Origin of the sequence: Litorimonas cladophorae (genome assembly GCF_014652455.1) — a bacterium.
Lineage (GTDB): Bacteria > Pseudomonadota > Alphaproteobacteria > Caulobacterales > Maricaulaceae > Litorimonas > Litorimonas cladophorae.
In genome coordinates this window covers 634924-650637 of the sequence record NZ_BMYV01000001.1, presented here as the reverse complement: position 1 = coordinate 650637, position 15714 = coordinate 634924, and the positions used below count along the sequence as shown (strand labels likewise).

The following is a 15714-nucleotide window of genomic DNA, read 5'->3' as shown; positions in this document are numbered from 1 at the left end:
TTGAGAGTCGGACACTGTTTGGCACAGGCAACAGCGCGGTAAAAGCCTCCTCTTGCGTCTAAGGCATTTAAGCGTCTTCAATGCGTCTTTCATTCACGAGAAACAGAAGTTCTGCGGCGGCTTTGGCATCACACAGCGCGCGATGGTGGCTCTTCAAATCAATATGAAATTCGCGGCATAAATTTTTCAGGGAATAGGACGGATAACCCGGATATAATTTCCGCATGGATGCGCAGGTGCAGATTTTTGGATGTCGGAATTTTTGGTCGATCATTTGGAATTCTGCACTGATAAACCCGTAGTCAAAATTCACATTATGAGCGGCGAAAATGGCGTCGCCCATAAATTTCGCAAAGCTCTCTGCCACTTCAGCAAAAATGGGGGCATCCGCGACCATCTCATGTGTGATGCCTGTGATGCGGGTAATATTGGGTGGGATAGAGCGCTGTGGGTTTATTAAAGAGGACCATTCATCGATAACTTTCCCGCCCTTTACCTTTACGGCACCGATTTCTGTGACGCGGTGCAGACCTGGACGTCCGCCCGTGGTTTCGACGTCAACGACGACATAGGTTTGATCGGGATCGATGGTCCATTCCACTCGAAGTATGTCTGCGCGGTATCCGGCTGCACGGAGTTGGCGCAGGCGGGTGAGCTGATTGCGGCGTATCACATCACCTGTGGCTTTGATTTCGACAAGTCGACATGTGCCATCCTGTATGACGAGGAGGTCCGGGAAACCGTCTTTGGTTCTTGTCCACTCCTGCGCCATAAGCCGAAGCATATAGGCCGCTGAACCTTTAGGAGAGTTTTCAACGAGGGCCTGAATACGATCCAAGGATTTCGACCTCCACTTCACGATGGATTGCGGTTCGCCATAATGGGCGGTCAATGTTTTGAGAAGTTTGATCAGTATGAGGTGGGGCGTGTCCAGGTCGCGCAATTTCGCCTCAATCGCGGCTTGATTATCAGCGTAAAAGTCTCCCGACTTTAATGCCATTGGCGTTCTGCGGGACACGGTATCTGGGAAAAGCTCGTCCCAAAACAAAAGACCGAACAGGTTTTTCCAAGGCGTGTTCTCGGCGCGAAAACATGTGAGCCCTTTGGCTCTATAATGTTCTGCTGCTGCGCGTTCGGGTTGGTTGCGAAAAGCTTCGTCCAATTCCAATACTTCGGAATCCCGCAATATGTCCGTGATGATCGACGTGCGTTTCTTCTTATATTTCCGCGCGTAAAAATCCCGAGCAAAGGCATGTTCGTCGTCGGACGTTGGATTCTCAATCATGGCCTCCAGACGGGTTTGCACCCAGTCTTTTTCGCCCAACTTATACTTTAGACGTACAACGCGCTCGTTGCATCGGGGTGCATCGGATTGATCATAGCAGCGTAAGGCGGCTTCGAGTTGGCCTTTGCGCTCCAATAGACCGCCAATACTCTGAACAAGCTTGTCGCGATCTCCTGTGCTTTGCGCACATAATGGTTCAGGCCATGTTTCGATACTTGCCATCAGGCGTTGAACCTCTGCGTGTTCCTCACGACGAAAGTTTTGCAAACCGCTGGCATAGAACCATGCGGTCTTTGCGGCCCTTAAAGAACCGAAGCGCGTACCAAAATGCTGCTCAGATTTTTGCATTTTGACTAAGCCAAGATCGCGAAGCGTGAGATTTTGGAGACTCTCGTCAATCCGACCTGAAAACAGGTAAAGTAGGTAGTTCAAAGCGTCTAACCGTCCCTGAACAATGACGGTGTCTGGTATGGATAGCTCATCAAACGCGATGGCTTCATAGGCGATCTCTACGAGTACGTCTTTCTTCCATGATTTCTTATATAGAGTTGGGCAAGCATGGTCTGAAAGTACGCCAACCAAATCAGGCTTTGAGAGACTGGAAAGATAGTCGCGGAAATCCCCCGGCGTCACACGCGAGGTAAATCCGGATTCTGTCAGCAGATCATATTGCGCGGGCAGGTCTTCAATCTCGTCATATTTGAATTTGTCGACGTGAAAGACTCGTCCTTTGCGGCCCGCCAGGCGCACATAAGCGCATTGAGATGCGAAGGGTAGGGACTTAAAATCATTGAGGAAAGATGTGTCGCGTGAAGCTAATAATTCCTGCAGCTCTGAAGCCACTCCATCAATGATTTCGGAAAAATTTCGGTGGTAGTAAAACTGCGGAAGGTCACGCACGGTCCAAGCTTGTCCGTTCTGTGCGCGGCGAAATCGTCGCCTCTCAGCGCGGATATGAGCCTGTGACGCTAAAGTCGACATGCCGCCGCACTTTTTCTTGCCTGATTAAACCGCACGTAGATCTCCCTGTTCCACGTGGAACAAATACGGAACGCGCGCTTAGGTCAAGTGCGATATTTGACCATTCTCAGTGCGCTGGGTCTCTAATTAAAAGCCTGCTGACCAACTCTCAAGTCGCGCTCTATCTGGTTTGGGTGATAGTTATTGTTTAAGCGGGCGCGATAGACCTGCATATTTTCTAAAACCCGCATGACGTAATTTCGCGTTTCGGAAAATGGAATTTTTTCTACCCAGTCGATAGCGTCAATTTCGCCGGTACGGGGATCGCCATATTTCTCGATCCATTGCTTTGCCCGATGAGGTCCCGCGTTATAGCTGACAGCGGCGAGGATATAGGAGCCGTCCCAGCGGTCTAGCAGGTCGTTGAGATGGAGAGCGCCCATTTTTGCGGCATAATCGCCGTCGGACGCCAAGCGATTTACATCGTAGGGTATCCTGTGCTTTCTTGCTGTCGCTTTGGCGGTCGCATTGATCATTTGCATCATACCATAAGCTCTCGCCGAACTTACGGCATTGGTAGCAAATTCACTTTCTTGCCGCGCTATTGCGTAAACAAAGGCGTGTTCAAATTCAGTTTTCGAGAGGGAGTCGATGGCTGAAACGGTCGGGTAACCGCTTTCAGTCAACATGGATTGAAACCGTCCTGCTTGCTTTGCGGCGCGCAGTGACGGACGCATAAACCCGTAATCAGCGGAGAGTTTCGATAGCAGGGAAAGTTTCGACAAGCTGTCGACTTCGTCGTCTAGATGAAAAGCGATCTGAGAAAAATATCGCTGCTCGCCAGCTTCGCCAAGAAGGTGCAGGGCGCGTACACGGTTATCCGCTGCGAATGAGGCCGTGTCTTCTGGCGAAATATACTCCTGGGGAAGAGCGATCGCGTGGCTCGCCCCGTCAACTTCCAGTCCAGCGAGCATGCCGTAATAGGTGTTTCGATATTGTGCGGCGGCGCGGTAATGGATGTCTTGTTGTCCGTCCCGCAAAGTCTCGTGCGAGCGGCCGATCCAGTAATGGGCGCGCGCAAGCGAAATGGGAGAGCCAACGCCGTCACGTAAACGGGTGAAATGCCGTAATGCTCGCTTTGGTTCCCGCATCTGCGTGAGCGCGAGCCAGCCACCCAAAAACTCCGCTTCCGCGAATCCCGTACCGCGTTCAAATCCATGATGGAGGGTCAGCTGATAGGCCTCCTTCATGTCGTTTTCAGCGATGGCCCAATAGGCCATGAGCTTTTTCTCACGCCACATAGCAGACTTACCGATGTCGGACACCGGCGCTGTTCTGGCGGCCATATAGATCGGAAGCGCATATTCTTTCGTTTTTCTCTTCCGCCGCCAGCGCGCGCGTTCGTAGAGAAGGCCAGGATCAGACAATTTATCGTCTGGGATCAAACGCAAAGCCGCGTCCATGCCAGACCCATTTTGCCGAAGCTTCATTCGGGCATTCATCAGTCGTCGGTCGGTGCGGCTCATATGGGGTAAAAGCGCGCGGGCTTTATCAAAATGACCCGTACCGGACCAAATGAGATGATCCGCCCGCGCGGCATGATCTGTTTTCGTTAGCCTTTTGCTGTAGCGTCCAAATATCTTTTTTTGACGATCGCGCGTAAGCTTGCTTTCCGTCCAAGCTAAACGCAGATATTTTTCGGCATTGGCTTGATCACCGGTCGCGAAATATGCGCGGGCGAGGGCGGCGCGACCTTCGCCTGAGACAGGTTCCGTCCCCGCAAACCAATTCAGAACCTTTTGCGTCGTCCAATCCTCATCAAACATTCGCCGCTCAGTTTCCGCTCTTACGGTTGTGAGCCGAGGCCAGTCAGGCATATTTTTGTGAACATAGGTCAAGGTGTCAATCGGGGCGTTCCGATCTCGCGTCGCGCGCAACCAACGCAAAGTATCCTTCGCAACTGGATCATTTGTTCGCAGAATCGATCGCTCCAGCTCAGCCCAACGATTGGCTTTGGCTGCGCTCAGGCCAGCCCTGAATATTTTTGCATCAGGTTCGCTTAAAAATGCGGACATCGCGGGCGGGGTCGGCTTTAATCTAGGCGTTGGTGCGGCGGCAAAACTCGCGGAAGATGCGGCAACTGTGCAGACAAATACGAAAATCGCCTTCTTTAAGCCAATTTTTTGGCGTGTTGCGACTTTACGACTGGCCCACATATACATTCTTCCAATAGAGTAGTGTAACTGGGTCAAACCATTTCTTGAACCCGAGTCTAAATCGACGCTATCAGGCGGCGATATATTGAGGCCTACACAACCGCATCGCGAAAGACAAACATGATAAAAGGGTCGATTACAGCTCTCGTCACGCCATTCAAAGATGATCGGATCGATGAACAGGCCTTCCAAGATTTTGTCGAATGGCAAATCGATAGTGGGACGCACGGTCTTGTCCCGTGTGGGACGACGGGAGAGAGCGCCACGCTGACGGACGAAGAGCATCAACGCGTCATCCGTCTCACCTCTGAGGCCGCAAATGGTCGCGTTCCAGTCATTGCAGGGGCGGGGTCGAATGAGACGCGCGTGTCAATCAAATACGCGCAACACGCCAAAGCCATGGGCGCCGACGCGGCACTGGTTGTCACACCATATTACAATAAGCCGTCGCAAGAAGGTATTTTTCAGCATTTCAAGGCAATTTCGGAAGCCGTCGATATTCCGATCGTTGTCTATAATATTCCAGGGCGGAGTGTCGTTGATATTGAACAAGACACAATGGAACGCCTCTCCAAACTCCCCACCGTAATCGGCTGTAAAGATGCGACGGGCGACATTGCCCGTGTGGCCGGTCTGACCGTACGTTGCGGTGAAGACTTTATTCAATTGTCTGGGGATGACCCAACTTCATTAGGTCATAGCGCACATGGCGGCCACGGGGCCATTTCGGTTGGCTCTAACATTGCACCTGCGGCTTACGCGGCGTTTCATAATGCGCTCCTTGCGGGAGATTATATCTCAGCCCGCGCAATGAATGGAACGCTCGACCGGCTGCACAAAGACCTATTTGTCGATCCAAGCCCGGGACCCGCGAAATATGCGTTGTCCCTGATGGGGAAAATGCAGCCTGACGTCCGTCTACCGATTACGCTTTGCCGCGAGAGCACCAAAGATATTGTGAAGGCCGCAATGGCCCAAGCAGGTGTGACCTACTGATATGTCGAGCGCAGCTGGAGGCAGGAAAAAGAAGGCAGGTGTCCACGATCAGGTCCTCGCGGAAAACCGGAAAGCGCGCTACGATTACGCCGTCGAAGACACGATGGAAGCTGGCATCATGTTGGTCGGGACCGAGGTCAAAGCTCTGCGCGAAGGCCGAGGCAATATTGCAGAGAGCTACATCTCCATAGAGAACAATGAAGCTTGGCTCATTAACGCCAACATTCCAATTTATGCGCCCGCGAGCCAGTTTAATCACCTGCCCACGCGCCCACGCAAACTTCTACTAAAGCGCAAACAAATCAATCAGTTGCTGGGTGAAACGCAACGTAAGGGCCGCACAATTGTCGCATTGAAAATGTATTTCAATGAAAAGGGCAAAGCCAAACTCCTGATCGCGACAGCGACAGGTAAGCAAAATTACGACAAGCGCCAAACCGAAAAGAACCGCGATTGGCAAAAGCAAAAATCCCGCCTAATGCGTGAAAGAGGGTAGCGCGGAGCGTTTTAGGCGCTGGTTTGTGCTACGAGCTTCTACCCGTCACTGTCTGCTATGCGGGTAAAAGTCTATCCTAGAGTATTGAAGTCGCCAGTTTATCTCCCTGATGGCAGATATCGGCAATACAATTTATAGAATGTTTTGAATGAGTCTTTACTCCTCAAGATAGCACGGAATGACGTATTTTTTTTGCGCAGCGACCAAACGCCTATTTCTATTTTCGCTCGACTGAACTCTCAATCTTTCATCGGCCTTTTCGGTGCTCAAAATGACACCGAATATCAAACCAATTGCGTAGCTAAGCGTCAAAGCGATTAGATGAACAGGCTCGTATTTTTTGTAGTAGACGATGCAAGCGATGAGAAAAATAGTGGCAAAAATATTAAATGATACACCCAAATTCTTTTCAAAATTCATGCGCATTTGCATGAGATTTTGCGTCACCACAAATGCAACATCCCGTTTGTCGCGCGGATGAAACATCAGCTCTATGCTAGAATTTATCGGGTATTCATCAATATCGCAGCTTTGACCTTCGGCCCAAAGGAGGTGCCCATCATCAGTTTTGTATTCGAAAATCGGATAGTATTGGCCTATGCTTTCGGAATCATATCTGCGCTTTGTGTATCCAACGACGCGCCCCGAGGAATGCTTTGCTTCCGAGATTAGAGACTTGATTTCCCTCCTATTACGAAGGGCTCGTGATAAGTTCATGCCTATCGCAAATGGAATGGCCAGAAGTACCGCAACAAAAACAAAGGTGAATATGGCTTCCGGATTTATCATGCGGTACTGGTTTTAGTGTCCATTATTAAGAAAACGCTTTTAAATAAATTATTGAACTAAGCCTTTATAAAAATAAAACATGAATTTCGTTTTAGGCAAATTTATGGTGATCCCTCGAAAGCTAAACTGGCCGCACTTTGCTTTTTTAACCGGCCGCAATTTAGTGTTTTAACATATCTCGTCGTCCGCTTTGCCTCTGAGGGAGAAATAGGCGCGCCGTCTTTATCGAGAGCTCTGCGACACACAGCGTTGCCTGCTTTCGGTAAGAATTAGACGCATTTTACTACCAAGGCATAACCTCGCTATCCGTCACAAATCTCCCGCGCGCGCGCGAATATCTCAAAGAACATGGGTTCGGTTAGGCGGTTGGTGTTCGTATTGTAGCGAGAGCAATGATAGCTGGATAAGATTGTTCGCCCCAAATCGTCTACATACTCTGTCCCGTGTCCGAATTTGTGCGTTGCAAGCCGCATTCCCAACGACCGCAAAGTGCTGTCATGGCTGATCTTTCCGAGGCACAACATCACCTTTAGATTTGGCAGGGCCTGCAATTGCGGGGTGTGGTAATTGTCTCGACAGGTGTTGATTTCAGCCGCGACGGGCTTGTTCTGGGGTGGAACACATCGAACAACATTGGTGATCATGGCCGAATTGAGCTGAAGCCCATCATTTTTATGTTTGTCATAAGTGCCCGTCGAAAACCCATATTTTTCAAGAGCCGCGTAGAGCAGGTCGCCAGCAGCATCACCTGTGAACGGACGCCCCGTTTGATTCGCCCCATGCAAGCCAGGCGCGAGGCCAACAATGAGGAGTTTCGGGTCAGGCGAATAAAAGTTCGGCACAGGTCCATTGAAATAGCCGGGCAAAGCAATGCGCTGCGCGTCTAAGAACCTCGCGAGGCGAGGGCATTTGCGACAGCCATAGGGGGCGTTGATATCAGTCATCATCGTGATCCGCATAGTCGCGGCGCGGGCGTCCGATGAGGTCAGCCATATCCGCTACTTCTATGACCGCATTGGCCTGCCGCCGCAGGTCGTCGGAGAGCATTGGGGGACGGGTCTTCAGTGATGAGACAACGGAAACGCGCGTGCCCTTGCGCTGAACCGCTTGCACGGCAGCGCGAAAATCACCGTCACCCGTACAGAGAATAATGTGGTCAACGTGGTCTGCCAGTTGAATCATATCGACCACCATTTCGATATCCATATTCCCCTTGATGCGGCTACGGCCATCGCGATCAATCTGGGTTTTTGCGGGCTTTGTGACGACATTAAAGCCGTTATAGTCCAGCCAATCGATCAGCGGGCGTATGGGGGAATAGTCGTCATTTTCGAGAAGGGCTGTGTAATAATTTGCACCAACTAATCGACCTTTGGTCTTAAAAAGTTCAAGCATCTTCTTGTAATCAATGTCAAAATCGAGTGATTTTCCGGTGGAGTGAAAATTTGCTCCGTCGACAAATAGCGCGATGCGCTCATCTGGGTAAAAGGCCATATATGTGTTCTCGATCAAATATCAGTCTATGTGGGATATCATAGGTGATGACGGAGTGCCTTATTGCATTTGGCGGCAATCTATCCAGTCCAAAAGTCACGTTTCAGATTGCACTGGCCATGCTGTCGACCCGCGGATTTGAATTCACGGCGAAATCTGGTTTGTGGCAATCACCCGCCTGGCCTGCGGGAAAGGGCTATCCAGATTACCTAAATGCCGTTGTTTCGGGGCGATATTCTGGCGAGCCAGAAGAATTGATGACGGAACTGCTCTCCGTTGAGGCAGCGCTTGGGCGCGAGAGAAGTGTGGCCAATGCTCCGCGTACGCTAGACCTTGATCTTTTGATCTTCGGGGATGAGACCCGGAACAGCGATCACCTGATCTTGCCGCATCCTCGCATGCTGACGCGTAGTTTTGTTCTCATTCCCGCGTCGGAAATTGACGAGAACTGGCTGCAATATGCCGACGCATTGCCAGAGGCCGAGGTGCGTGCGATGCGTTATGTCGAGCAGTGGTAAATATGGTTGATTAGGCGGGTTTTTTTGCCTAAAAGGCTTCCGACCTTAGGCCGTTTCGATACGGCCTTTTTGTATTGGAGTGAACATGGCCCGCGTTACTGTCGAAGATTGCGTCGAAAAAGTCCCTAATCGTTTTGACCTTGTGCTTCTTGCATCTCATCGTTCGCGCAACATCGCCGCAGGTTCGCCTCTGACGATTGACCGTGACAACGACAAGACCCCTGTTGTGTCTTTGCGTGAACTTGCAGACGAAACACTTGATTTGGCTGATTTGCGCGAATCTCTAGTGGTTGGTCTCCAACGCGTCATTCAGGACGACGATCTGCCAGATGAGGAAAGTGATGCACCTGTCTTGGCGCTTGGTCATGGCGACGCAGAGCCACAGGCTGAAATGTCTGAAGCTGACGTGCTTCGCGCCCTGCAAGGTGATCGCGACAACGACAGTTCCTCACGTTTTTAAGCGAAAACGAAATATAGTGAAAATGCCGCCCTTCGAGGCGGCTTTTTTATTGGCTGTTATTGGCCGCTCCCTCTATATCGGTGGTTCGTGAGTACACTTGTCGAAATATCACAGGCGCATAAGCCACAGCGTTTTCTGCGTCAGTACGAGTTGGTTGATCTCGTCAAAAAATATGACCCCTCTGCGGATGAGGCTTTGCTGAATAAGGCTTACGTCTATTCGGTCCAAGCCCACGGCCAACAATTGCGTCATTCAGGGGATCCGTATTACGCGCATCCGATTGAAGTGGCGGGGATCGTCGCGTCCTTACATCTGGATGTGGCCACGATTTGTACCGCGCTCTTGCATGATGTTCTGGAAGATACTGACGTCACCGTTGAGGAACTCGCAAAAGAATTTACGCCAGAGATCGCCGAATTAGTCGATGGGGTTACAAAGCTGGGTCAAGTGGAGATGTCACGGCCCAACTTATCGCGCGAAAGTGCGCAAGCCGAGAATTTTCAAAAGTTCATCCTCGCGGTTTCCAAGGACGTTAGAGTGCTACTGGTCAAACTCTGCGACCGCCTGCACAATATGCGCACGCTCGAGTTTCACCCGAAGCAATCCTCTCGGGAACGTATCGCGCGCGAAACGCTTGAGATCTTCGCACCGCTAGCGAGGCGTATCGGTGTCGACAAAATCTGTTCAGAGCTCGAGGATCTGTCTTTTTGCCATATCAACCCGGCCGCTTACGAGAGTATTGAAAAGCGTCTTGAGGTCTGGCGATCCACGCAAGGCGAGGCCATCAGCCAAGTTTTCACCGCCCTCAAGGACGTTCTGGCAGCAGGCGGCGTTGAGGCTCGGGTTTATGGTCGAGAAAAGCGGGCTTATGCGATATGGCGCAAGTTACAGCGTCAAAACATCAGTTTTGATGACGTCGCTGATATCTACGCGTTTCGGATCATCGTCGAACGTCGGGAGACCTGCTATCAGGTTTTAGGTGTTCTTCATGGCGCGTTCCGTGCGATGCCGGCCCGTTTCCGAGACTTCATCTCAGTGCCAAAACCGAACGGATATCAATCGCTTCACACGACAATCCAGACGTCTGAAAACCGTCGCGTGGAAATCCAAATACGAACAGAACGCATGGAAGACGTCGCCGTGCGCGGCGTTGCGGCGCATTGGGCCTATAAGGACGAAAGCTACGGCTATGACCCGGACCGCGCTAACGCTTCAGGCGGGGATCCTTTAAAACGCATTCGGCCACTTGTCGAGATGATGGAACATAGCGGTAACGCGGATGAATTCCTCGACAATGTAAAGCTGGAGATGTTTACCGATCAGGTTTTCACTTTCACACCCAAGGGCGACCTAATTGCTTTGCCGCGCGGCGCATCCCCGATCGACTTTGCCTATGCGGTGCACACGAAAGTGGGAGACACTTGCATTGGGGCCATCGTGAATGGCCGCGAGGTTCCCCTTCGGACGCGACTGGAAAATGGAGACGTTGTCAAAGTAATCCGGGGTGGCGCGCCAGAGCCGCAACATGGCTGGGAGAATATCGCAATCACTGGCCGCGCCCGTCAGGCCCTCAGACGTTTGACGCGAACAGGTGAATCGGAAGAGTTCCGACGCATAGGCGAAACATTGGCTCTTCACGCGTTCAAACGCGAAGGCAAATCTTTGGATGTCGCCATTCTTACGGATGCGTTGAAACGTCTTAAAATTACAGATGAAGCCACGCTCTACGAAACGCTAGGCCGCGGCGAGTTGTCGATGAACCGCTTTATCGAAGCGGTCTTCCCGGGACAGTCCACTGCGAAACGAGAAGGCGGGGTGCAAGACCTCGACCTTATCGATGATGAAAGCGCAGCGCTTTATATCAAAGGTGACGGCTTAAACCCTGGCCACGGTCTGCATCTTGCGCCTTGTTGTTCACCTCTCCCAGGGGATCGGATTATCGGACTTCAGGAAGCGGGACGCGGCATTGATATTCATACAATCGACTGCGACGAGTTGGCCGCAAAGGAAGACCGTATTGAAAGCTGGATCGATCTAGCGTGGCGTCGCGCGGCCAATCAAGCTGCCTCAATGGGACGCATCGTCGCCACGGTGCAACATGTGCCAGGAGCCTTGGCCGACGTCACCAAAATCATTGGCGAGTCTCAAGGCAACCTGACCAATATTAAAACGATGCGGCGCAGTCCGACCTTCTTTGACATGATTATTGATATCGAAGTGCGCGATAACCGCCATTTGATGTCCATTATCGCCGCGTTGCGCGCGTCGGCTTTCGTTGTCAAAGTCAACAGAACTCGCGCGCTTCCTGCTCATTTGAAAGTCTGACCAATGAATACTGACGACGTACTTGATGTCTTCCGCGAAGCAGGAGCCTTACTCGAGGGACATTTCATTTTGTCCTCGGGACGCCGCAGTTCTGTGTTTTTGCAAAAGGCACTCATATTTCAAAATCCGCGTTTAACGGAAAAAGTCTGCAAAGCCCTTGCGGAGAAAGTCCAAGCCACCCTCGATGTGCAACCTGATGTCATCATTGCCCCCGCAATGGGCGGGGTTATTCCAGGATATGAGACCGCCCGCCATTTGGGAATTGACTCTTTGTTTGTCGAACGTGTCGATGGCAAGTTCACTTTGCGTCGTGGCTTCACGATTAAGCCAGGTGCAAAGGTGTTGATGGTAGAAGATATCGTCACAACGGGCCTGTCTTCGCGTGAGTGTATTGCGGCCATCACGGCCGAAACTGGCGCTGATATTATCGCGGGGGCGTGTATTTTTGATCGCTCCAATGGCGAAGCTGATATTGGCGTTCCACTCGTCAGCCTCGCCGCCAAAAGGTTCCCTGACTACGATCCTAATGATCTTCCTGAAGAGCTGTCAAAACTTCCGGCCGTGAAACCTGGCAGTCGAGGGCTGTCGTGAAAACTCTGCCGCGCCTAGGCGTCAACATTGATCACATCGCGACGATCCGGAACGCCCGTGGTGGTGAACACCCTGATCCGGTCGCGGGGGCTTATGCCGCCATCCAAGCGGGGGCGGATGGTATAACTGCCCATTTGCGTGAAGATCGTCGCCATATGCGCGATGAGGATATGACACGTCTTCAAATGCTGTGCGAGAGCCAGAACATCCCATTGAACATGGAAATGGCCGCCACACCTGACATGTTGGCGATTGCCTTGAATCTGAAACCTAAAGCCATTTGCATCGTGCCAGAACGCCGGGAAGAGCGCACGACCGAAGGCGGTCTGGACGTCGCATCAGGTCATAATCAGATTGAGCCCATTACGCGCGCTCTCAAAGAAAACGGATCTCGGGTCTCTCTGTTTATCGAAGCGACCGAGGTTCAGATACGCGCCGCTGCCAGCACTGCGGCTGAAGTTGTCGAGTTTCACACTGGGGCTTATGCGCATGCGCTAGATGACGGAGATCAAGCCAAAGCCGATGCATATATCGAAGCCTTCAAAAAGAGCGCTAAACTGGCGGACGAACTCGGCTTAGAAGTTCACTTTGGTCACGGTCTCACCTTTGACAACGTGGCGGCCATCGCGGTGATCCCTGAATGTATGGAGCTCAACATCGGCCATTTCATTATCGGGGAAGCCGTTTTTATGGGATTAGAGGCTGCGATCACTGAAATGCGACGTGTTGTGACGGATGCGCGTGCGTCGTGATTTTAGGTATCGGCACGGATATATGCGATATTCGTAGGATTGAACAATCCATTGATCGATTTGGTGCGCGGTTTTTGAATAAGACCTTCACCCAGCATGAGCAGGCCTATTGTGAAAGCAAAGCACGTCCTGGAATGAGTTATGCAAAGCGATTTGCAGCGAAGGAAGCTGTGGCAAAGGCCATTGCGGGGCCTGAGACAGGGAGCCTAAGCTGGTTATCAGTCGAAATAGAGAATGACCTATCGGGGCGTCCCATAATTACTTTACACAACGAAGCCTTGAAGCGTGCAGACGCGCTCTCTCCTGAGGACCACATCACGGCCATTCACCTGTCGCTTTCCGATGATTATCCTTATGCCACTGCATTTGCGATTGCCGAAGCCGTACCAGACGTTAGACAGGGCGCATGAGTAAAACCGCCAAAACAACAGACGATGACAAAACCGACGTAAAGGGTGGCATCGTTGAAACCCTGTCGACGATCCTGTGGGCTGTGGGGATTGCCTTGGTTTTGCGGACTTTTGTTTTCCAACCTTTCCATATTCCCTCGGGCTCCATGGTACCAGGTTTGGTCAAAGGTGATTATATCATCACCTCAAAGTTCACAGTTGGTTTCGGTAAACATGCGGCGACGCCATTTCCGTTTCCGGTTAAAAAGGGCCGACTTTTCGAACGAGAGTTGAACCGCGGCGACGTGATTGTTTTCAGGCCCGAAGGCGATGATAAGAATTTCATCAAGCGCGTCGTTGGATTACCCGGCGACCAAATCCAGATGAAGCAGGGTCTTTTATACATCAATGGTGAACGCGTGGCCGTTGAGACTGCGGGTACACAGGAATATACAAATCAGTTCGGCAATGTGGAAACAGGCGATCTTTTAATCGAAACATTTTCTAACGGGAACGCCCATGAAATTCTCGATGCTCAAAAGAATAGCCCTCTCGATAGGACAGAGCTGCGGACCGTTCCGTCCGGATATTATTTCATGATGGGCGACAATCGGGATCACTCCTATGACAGTCGTGTGTCGGTGGCCCAAGGCGGAGCAGGCATTGTTCCGAAGGAGAATATTATCGGCAAAGCTGAAATCGTTTTGCTGTCTGTGAATGAGGACTTTGTTCTATTTAAACCTTGGACGTGGTTCAACATGCGCGGCGACCGATGGTTCAAGGGTATCAAATGACCGCGATTGGTGAAGGTCGGTATCCGCGCTTAAGCGGTCTGGAGTCTCGGATTGGCTACACATTCGAGAACATCAGTCTACTTGTTCGTGCAATGACCCATAGCTCCTATGGCGATGGTCAGCGGGTGACGCCAGACAATGAGCGCCTAGAGTTTTTGGGTGACCGTGTTTTGGGGCTTATGACGGCCGATGCGCTTTTCCATCATTCAAAAGATGCCGAAGGCACGCTTGCGCGTCAGTTAAACGCTTTAGTTCGCAAAGAAACCTGTGCTCAGGTGGCCAGACAAATTAGCTTAGGCGATGCGATTTTGGTGTCGTCAGCAGAAGACCGCCAAGGCGGCCGTGAGAAGACCTCCATTCTAGGAGACGCGTGTGAAGCGCTGATCGCGGCGATCTATCTGGATGGTGGTTATAAAAACGCGAAGAAATTCTTTGATAAATTCTGGCAACCTATATTGGCTGAAGTCGTCCAGAAATCCGCCAAGGATCCGAAAACGGAATTGCAAGAACGAGCAATGGCCGTAGGACAGAATCTGCCAAAATATGAGATCATTGAACGAAGCGGTCCGGATCATCGACCACTATTCGTTATTGAAGTCACCGTTGATGGCATTGGCAATGCTCGAGGGACTGGAAAATCAAAGCGTGACGCTGAACGTTTCGCCGCCTTACATCTCCTCGAAGGATGGCCATCATGACACGTGCAGGTTTCGCAGCAATCGTTGGCGCCCCGAATGCGGGGAAGTCGACCCTGACGAACGCTTTGGTGGGGGAGAAAGTCTCAATTGTAACCCACAAGGTCCAAACGACCCGTTTCCAAATTCGTGCGATTGCGATGCTTGAAACGCGCGAAGGCCAAGAGGCGCAGGTTGTCCTCGTCGATACGCCAGGAATTTTCTCGCCCAATGAATCCGATCGCCTTGCAAAGTCCATGGTCCACGCCGCGTGGACAGGGGCAGACGATAGTAACCTCATCGTTCACGTCGTCGACGCGCCGGCTTGGCTAAGACAGCAAGATAACGCAGGCAGTTCGCAGGATCGCTTGTCCGTCGATGATACGAAGAACGTGGCGGCTGGTTTGAAAAAACGTCGGGCCAACGCTTATCTTGTGTTGAACAAGATCGACGAAATTGCTCATGATAAGGTCCTACCGTTGATCGAAGAATTCAACGCGATGGAGGTTTACTCGCAGATATTTATGACGTCGGCTCGTAATGGGGAGGGCGTTGAAAATCTTGCCTTCGCTCTTGCGGATGCGATGCCAGAAAGCCCGCTGCTTTACCCGACCGATCAAGCTGCCGATATTCCGTCGCGCCTTATGGCGGCAGAGATTACACGCGAAAAACTCTTCCTGCGTCTCCATGATGAACTACCCTATATGAGCATGGTCGAAACAGAAGCTTGGAAAGAACTCAAAGGCGGCGACGTCCGCATTGAGCAAGTGATCTATGTGCGTCGTTCCTCACAAAAGCCGATTGTACTGGGTAAGGGTGGCAAGACCATCAAGGATATTGGTGCCGCTGCGCGCCGCGACATGCAGGATTGGTTAGGTCGCAAGGTGCATCTGTTCCTCTTCGTGAAAGTTCGCGACAAGTGGAAAGACGACCAAGCTCGCTATACGGGCATGGGATTGGAATTCGACGTCTAAT

General features: G+C 51.4%; 16 protein-coding genes. 11 read left to right on the top strand and 5 right to left on the bottom strand.

Annotated elements, in window-relative coordinates; translation table 11 throughout:
* Positions 1–67 precede the first annotated feature (67 nt).
* Complete coding sequence (locus IE073_RS03160) at positions 68–2266, bottom strand: exonuclease domain-containing protein (RefSeq protein ID WP_189581165.1); 2199 nt, start codon at positions 2264–2266, stop codon at positions 68–70.
* Positions 2267–2388: 122 nt separating this feature from the next.
* On the bottom strand, positions 2389–4467 hold the full coding sequence (locus IE073_RS03155) for a lytic transglycosylase domain-containing protein (RefSeq protein ID WP_233349772.1): 2079 nt from the start codon (positions 4465–4467) through the stop codon (positions 2389–2391).
* A gap of 114 nt (positions 4468–4581) precedes the next feature.
* On the opposite strand from IE073_RS03155, the gene dapA reads away from it, so the two are divergent.
* On the top strand, positions 4582–5457 hold the full coding sequence (dapA, locus tag IE073_RS03150) for a 4-hydroxy-tetrahydrodipicolinate synthase (RefSeq protein WP_189581159.1): 876 nt from the start codon (positions 4582–4584) through the stop codon (positions 5455–5457).
* A gap of 1 nt (position 5458) precedes the next feature.
* The gene (gene smpB, locus IE073_RS03145; RefSeq protein ID WP_189581156.1) at positions 5459–5953 is read left to right on the top strand and encodes an SsrA-binding protein SmpB; all 495 of its coding nucleotides are present in this window, start codon (positions 5459–5461) and stop codon (positions 5951–5953) included.
* Between the two features lie 156 nt (positions 5954–6109).
* On the opposite strand, the gene IE073_RS03140 is transcribed toward smpB, so the two are convergent.
* From IE073_RS03140 to IE073_RS03130, 3 genes are all read right to left on the bottom strand, one after another.
* The gene (locus tag IE073_RS03140; RefSeq protein ID WP_189581153.1) at positions 6110–6742 is read right to left on the bottom strand and encodes a hypothetical protein; all 633 of its coding nucleotides are present in this window, start codon (positions 6740–6742) and stop codon (positions 6110–6112) included.
* A gap of 302 nt (positions 6743–7044) precedes the next feature.
* Entirely contained in the window at positions 7045–7689 is a 645-nt protein-coding gene (locus IE073_RS03135) for a uracil-DNA glycosylase (protein ID WP_189581150.1), read from the bottom strand.
* Positions 7679–8236, bottom strand: coding sequence for a LabA-like NYN domain-containing protein (locus IE073_RS03130; protein ID WP_189581147.1), 558 nt, complete (start codon positions 8234–8236; stop codon positions 7679–7681). The genes IE073_RS03135 and IE073_RS03130 overlap by 11 nt, the downstream gene beginning before the upstream one ends.
* A 47-nt stretch (positions 8237–8283) precedes the next feature.
* Between IE073_RS03130 and folK the strand changes: the two genes are divergently transcribed.
* The 9 genes from folK to era all read left to right on the top strand — a co-directional run bounded on the left by folK (position 8284) and on the right by era (position 15713).
* On the top strand, positions 8284–8754 hold the full coding sequence (folK, locus tag IE073_RS03125; RefSeq protein WP_189581144.1) for a 2-amino-4-hydroxy-6-hydroxymethyldihydropteridine diphosphokinase: 471 nt from the start codon (positions 8284–8286) through the stop codon (positions 8752–8754).
* Positions 8755–8839: 85 nt separating this feature from the next.
* Positions 8840–9214 (top strand): DNA-directed RNA polymerase subunit omega, encoded by a 375-nt coding sequence (rpoZ, locus tag IE073_RS03120; protein WP_189581141.1) that lies wholly within the window; start codon positions 8840–8842, stop codon positions 9212–9214.
* A gap of 87 nt (positions 9215–9301) precedes the next feature.
* Positions 9302–11539 (top strand): RelA/SpoT family protein, encoded by a 2238-nt coding sequence (locus IE073_RS03115; RefSeq protein ID WP_189581138.1) that lies wholly within the window; start codon positions 9302–9304, stop codon positions 11537–11539.
* A gap of 3 nt (positions 11540–11542) precedes the next feature.
* A complete protein-coding gene (gene pyrE, locus IE073_RS03110) occupies positions 11543–12130 on the top strand; it encodes an orotate phosphoribosyltransferase (protein ID WP_189581135.1) in 588 nt (195 codons plus the stop codon).
* Positions 12127–12882: a pyridoxine 5'-phosphate synthase gene (locus IE073_RS03105; protein ID WP_189581132.1), complete on the top strand. Its 756-nt coding sequence runs from the start codon at positions 12127–12129 to the stop codon at positions 12880–12882. The genes pyrE and IE073_RS03105 overlap by 4 nt, the downstream gene beginning before the upstream one ends.
* Positions 12879–13292: a holo-ACP synthase gene (acpS, locus tag IE073_RS03100; protein ID WP_189581129.1), complete on the top strand. Its 414-nt coding sequence runs from the start codon at positions 12879–12881 to the stop codon at positions 13290–13292. Before IE073_RS03105 ends, acpS begins: the two co-directional genes overlap by 4 nt.
* Positions 13289–14065, top strand: coding sequence for a signal peptidase I (gene lepB, locus IE073_RS03095; RefSeq protein WP_189581127.1), 777 nt, complete (start codon positions 13289–13291; stop codon positions 14063–14065). Before acpS ends, lepB begins: the two co-directional genes overlap by 4 nt.
* Complete coding sequence (gene rnc, locus IE073_RS03090; protein ID WP_189581124.1) at positions 14062–14763, top strand: ribonuclease III; 702 nt, start codon at positions 14062–14064, stop codon at positions 14761–14763. The genes lepB and rnc overlap by 4 nt, the downstream gene beginning before the upstream one ends.
* A complete protein-coding gene (gene era, locus IE073_RS03085; RefSeq protein ID WP_308428339.1) occupies positions 14760–15713 on the top strand; it encodes a GTPase Era in 954 nt (317 codons plus the stop codon). The genes rnc and era overlap by 4 nt, the downstream gene beginning before the upstream one ends.
* Position 15714: the final 1 nt, after the last annotated feature.

Excerpts from the sequence above, each read along its gene's own strand:
- IE073_RS03160 (WP_189581165.1), bottom strand. The coding sequence starts at position 2,266 with ATGTCGACTTTAGCGTCACAGGCTCATATCCGCGCTGAGAGGCGACGA.
- IE073_RS03155 (WP_233349772.1), bottom strand. The coding sequence starts at position 4,467 with ATGTATATGTGGGCCAGTCGTAAAGTCGCAACACGCCAAAAAATTGGC.
- dapA (WP_189581159.1), top strand. The coding sequence starts at position 4,582 with ATGATAAAAGGGTCGATTACAGCTCTCGTCACGCCATTCAAAGATGAT.
- smpB (WP_189581156.1), top strand. The coding sequence starts at position 5,459 with ATGTCGAGCGCAGCTGGAGGCAGGAAAAAGAAGGCAGGTGTCCACGAT.
- IE073_RS03140 (WP_189581153.1), bottom strand. The coding sequence starts at position 6,742 with ATGATAAATCCGGAAGCCATATTCACCTTTGTTTTTGTTGCGGTACTT.
- IE073_RS03135 (WP_189581150.1), bottom strand. The coding sequence starts at position 7,689 with ATGATGACTGATATCAACGCCCCCTATGGCTGTCGCAAATGCCCTCGC.
- IE073_RS03130 (WP_189581147.1), bottom strand. The coding sequence starts at position 8,236 with ATGGCCTTTTACCCAGATGAGCGCATCGCGCTATTTGTCGACGGAGCA.
- folK (WP_189581144.1), top strand. The coding sequence starts at position 8,284 with ATGACGGAGTGCCTTATTGCATTTGGCGGCAATCTATCCAGTCCAAAA.
- rpoZ (WP_189581141.1), top strand. The coding sequence starts at position 8,840 with ATGGCCCGCGTTACTGTCGAAGATTGCGTCGAAAAAGTCCCTAATCGT.
- pyrE (WP_189581135.1), top strand. The coding sequence starts at position 11,543 with ATGAATACTGACGACGTACTTGATGTCTTCCGCGAAGCAGGAGCCTTA.
- lepB (WP_189581127.1), top strand. The coding sequence starts at position 13,289 with ATGAGTAAAACCGCCAAAACAACAGACGATGACAAAACCGACGTAAAG.
- rnc (WP_189581124.1), top strand. The coding sequence starts at position 14,062 with ATGACCGCGATTGGTGAAGGTCGGTATCCGCGCTTAAGCGGTCTGGAG.
- era (WP_308428339.1), top strand. The coding sequence starts at position 14,760 with ATGACACGTGCAGGTTTCGCAGCAATCGTTGGCGCCCCGAATGCGGGG.